This window comes from Mesorhizobium sp. M7A.F.Ca.CA.002.04.1.1 (assembly GCF_004022805.1).
GTDB lineage: Bacteria > Pseudomonadota > Alphaproteobacteria > Rhizobiales > Rhizobiaceae > Mesorhizobium > Mesorhizobium ciceri.
The window spans coordinates 1-3,735 of the sequence record NZ_RZPL01000587.1; the positions used below are offsets into that span (position 1 = coordinate 1).

The 3,735-nt window shown below is 61.1% G+C and carries 3 protein-coding genes; all 3 read left to right on the forward strand.

What is annotated here, in order from left to right; genetic code table 11:
• Positions 1–82 precede the first annotated feature (82 nt).
• Entirely contained in the window at positions 83–826 is a 744-nt protein-coding gene (locus ENZ75_RS24765; protein WP_063170169.1) for a DUF4142 domain-containing protein, read from the forward strand.
• Positions 827–846: 20 nt separating this feature from the next.
• Positions 847–1,449, forward strand: a complete 603-nt coding sequence (locus tag ENZ75_RS24770; protein ID WP_063170170.1) for a general stress protein — start codon at positions 847–849, stop codon at positions 1,447–1,449.
• A gap of 724 nt (positions 1,450–2,173) precedes the next feature.
• A partial coding sequence (locus ENZ75_RS24775; RefSeq protein WP_206617096.1) for a VCBS domain-containing protein occupies positions 2,174–3,735 on the forward strand: 1,562 nt, incomplete at its 3' end.

Genomic DNA, 3,735 nt, shown 5'->3' on the forward strand with positions numbered 1-3,735 from the left:
CCTGCAGGCATGTCGTCTGGGTATCGGAACAAAGCGCATCTTGGCCTGTTAGGGCGACGCATCCCAGGCAAGGACAAAGCCGATGAAAACACGACAATTTTTCGCATCGCTCGCCGCTGCTTCCATTTTTCTCGCCGTGCCTGCTTTTGCTGCCGACAGCGCCCAGGCCTTCGTCGACAAGGCTGCCATCGGCGGCAAGTTCGAAGTCGACTCGAGCCAGATTGCCTTGGGCAAGGTTCAGGACCAGAGCATCAAGGACTTCGCCCAGATGATGATCCGCGATCACGGCGCGGCCAATGCCAAGCTGGCAACGGTGGCCGGCGAACAAAAATTGAAAGTGCCGCCGGCGCTTGATGCCCAGCACCAGGGCGATCTCGACAAGCTCAAGAATGCGCAGGCTCCGATCGATCCAGCCTATGTCGACATGCAGCGCAAGGCGCATGCCGACGCCGTCAAGCTGTTCGAAACCTATGCCAGCGGCGGCGACAACGCCGGGCTCAAGACATTCGCCCAGCAAACGGTCGATACGCTGAAGACGCACCAGCAGATGATCGAAAAGATCGCAGCCGGGCAGGACGCCATCACGGGAGCGACAACACCGGCGGTGAAGACCGACAATACCCCCAATGCCGCCGCTCTCGTTCCCGGCGCAAACAGCTTCACCGAAGCCCAGGCCAAGAGCCGCATCGAGGGTGCAGGCTATACCAACGTGTCGAAGCTTACCAAGGACGACCAGGGCATCTGGCGGGGCCATGCCACCAAGGCAGGCGAAAGCCTCGCCGTCGGCCTGGACTATCAGGGCAACGTCGTTGCCGCCAGCAAGTGAGCACGGATCAGGAGAAATCAATGAAAACGGTAACTGGACTGTTCGACAACTATGACGACGCGGCCGACGCGGTCCGCGAACTGGAAGCCACGGGCGTCCCGCATGCGAACATCAGCATCGTCGCCAACAACTCGGATGACTGGTACGAGGGCGACCGTTCGGAGGCTGCCGAGGATGCCGGGGCTGGCGCGGGGATTGGAGCCGTGATCGGCGGTGCCGGCGGATTGCTGACAGGGCTGGGGGTCATGGCCATCCCGGGCGTCGGACCTGTGGTCGCGGCGGGTTGGCTCGCCGCCACCGCGACAGGTGTCGTTGCCGGGGCGGTGGCAGGCGGTGCGGTCGGAGGCATTGTCGGCGCTCTGACGGAGTCCGGCGTGCCCGAGAACGATGCCCACGTGTATGCGGAGGGCGTACGCCGCGGCGGCACGTTGGTCACGGCCAGGGTGGACGATGAACTCATTGCAAATGCCGAGGAAATTCTGGGGCAATCCAGATCGGTCGATCTTGCCGAACGCCGCAGGGCTTACGAGGCTGGCGGCTGGACCGGCTTCGATGCCAATGCCGGCGAATATATCCCTGACGAGACCGATCGCGACAGCGCTCGGGCGATCAATCGGCCTTGAACGAGGAGGTGTGGTCGCACGTACCGAACGACGAGGTTTCACGAAGTGCTACGGAGCGTGTGGGACAGATGTTCGAGTTGCCCGGCTTCAAGATCTCCGTGAGCAAGGCATGAAGCTTCCCGGCTGTCCGGCGCGTTAAGTGATCTCAGTTGAATCCCCGACCGTTCAAGCGAACTGGCTGGCTGTCGGGTTGGCGTGCTGCACGAAAAGTACTCAGCGATCAAGGTGCGGTGTTGGTATGGTGGTGCGCTGGCGGGCTCTGGTCACGCTGAGCCGCACGTCTGCCGCCTGGCTCATATCGGGCGTGCGCCTGTTCGATCTCACAACTCGATTCTAGTGACTGTGGCTCCCCTTATGTTCGACTATTAACTGTTCGGCCAAGTTGGGCGTTGACGCTTCCTCTCTATAAGAGTTAATAATCTCCTAATATAAGAAGCATCTAAAGTTCGTGGTCGAAAGCCACGAGTTTGACGATGTAGGTTGGGTAGGGAACGTAGCGTGACGACCAGTCGTCGCGTCCAGCAGCATCGGGTCAATATCCGTCCGTGAATGGCCAGCTTGAGGCGGCTGTTCCAGGCGCGGCGGTGTGCCTGGATGAGGGCGAAAATTCATGCCTGCCTGGATTCGCGCGGTTTTTCTTCGGCTGGAAGCAGCCGGTCGTTCAGTACTGTCGATAAAACAGAAAAACAGATGAGGCGTCTGTTCTTAAAAGGGGGGTTGAAAAATGGCTACTCAGGTCACCGGTGCCGGCGGCACCACGACGTCTTTCTCCAACACGCCGCAGGCGAAGGATGACCTGTTTACCTATGATAGTTTCCAATCCGTCTTCCTGAACGTGATGGCCAACGATCTCGGCGGGAATGCCAAGACCCTCTGGTCAGTCGACAATGGCATCAACAACACAGGCGCAATGAATGGATACACCGCCGCTGATTTGTTGACCCAAGACTTAGCACGCACTGAATCCCCCACCTCCGAGACAAGTTATAACGGCGCGAAGATCTGGATTACGTCCGACGGACTCGTGGGATACGACGCGACTACCTTGTCAGCGGCGTTCAAGGCACAGTTACAGGGCTTGAATGCGGGACAGTACCTGACTGACAGCTTCATCTACTCGGTCCGGCTCGGCAATGGAACGCTCAGCTGGGCAACCGCGACGGTACATTTCGCCGGCACCAACGACGCCGCGGTGATTTCCGGCGTCTCTACGGGCGCGGTCGTCGAGGCTGGCGGTGTCGCCAATGCCATCACCGGGACGCCGACGGTGAGCGGCACGCTGACAGATACCGACGTCGACAACACGCCCAATACGTTCCAGGCGGTCGCGCCCGGAACCGCGGGCGATCATGGGTATGGGACCTACCAGATGACCGCGGGTGGTGTCTGGACCTTCACCCTCAACAACAACAATGCGGCAGTGCAGGGTCTCAACGTCGGCCAGCATCTCACCGAGACGTTTACCGTCCACACACAGGACGGCACGGCCCAAGTAGTAACGGTCACGATCAACGGCACCAATGACGCGGCTGTAATCTCCGGCACCATTGCCGGCACGGTCGTCGAGGCCGGCGGCGCTATCAATGGCACCCCGAGTGTCAGCGGCACGCTGACGGATACCGACGTCGACAATCTGGCGAACACGTTCCAGGCGGTTGGTGCCGGCGGGGCAACTGACCACGGCTACGGCACCTTTGCGATGAACGCGGCGGGCACCTGGACCTATACGCTCGACAACACGAATAGTGCGGTCCAGGAACTCAACGCGGGCGATCATTTGATCGACACATTCACGGTTCGGACTGCGGACGGGACAGCGCAGGTAGTAACGGTCACGATCAATGGAATTACTGATAACGCGACGGTCAACCTGAGCGCCTCGACGGTCGCCGAGGGCGCGGTCGCCAACTACGTGTTCACGGCGACGCTGTCGGACGCCTCGCATGGCGTCACCACGATCACCACCGACAAGGGCGACATCACCATCGCCGATGGCCAGACCACCGGCACGCTGACGATCGCCTCGGGCAATGGCGAGGACGTCTACAACGACGCATCGAGCCTGACCGCCAACATCACCGCCACCGCGGGCGGCAACTTCGAGCACCTGGTGATCGGCACCGGCACGGCGACGGCCAACGTCACCGACACCACCACCGACGCGACGGTCAACCTGAGCGCCTCGACGGTCGCCGAGGGCGCGGTCGCCAACTACGTGTTCACGGCGACGCTGTCGGACGCCTCGCATGGCGTCACCACGATCACCACCGACAAGGGCGACATCAC

What these genes read in the sequence shown, in the direction of transcription:
- ENZ75_RS24765 (WP_063170169.1), top strand. Translation starts at nt 83, where the DNA reads ATGAAAACACGACAATTTTTCGCATCGCTCGCCGCTGCTTCCATTTTT.
- ENZ75_RS24770 (WP_063170170.1), top strand. Translation starts at nt 847, where the DNA reads ATGAAAACGGTAACTGGACTGTTCGACAACTATGACGACGCGGCCGAC.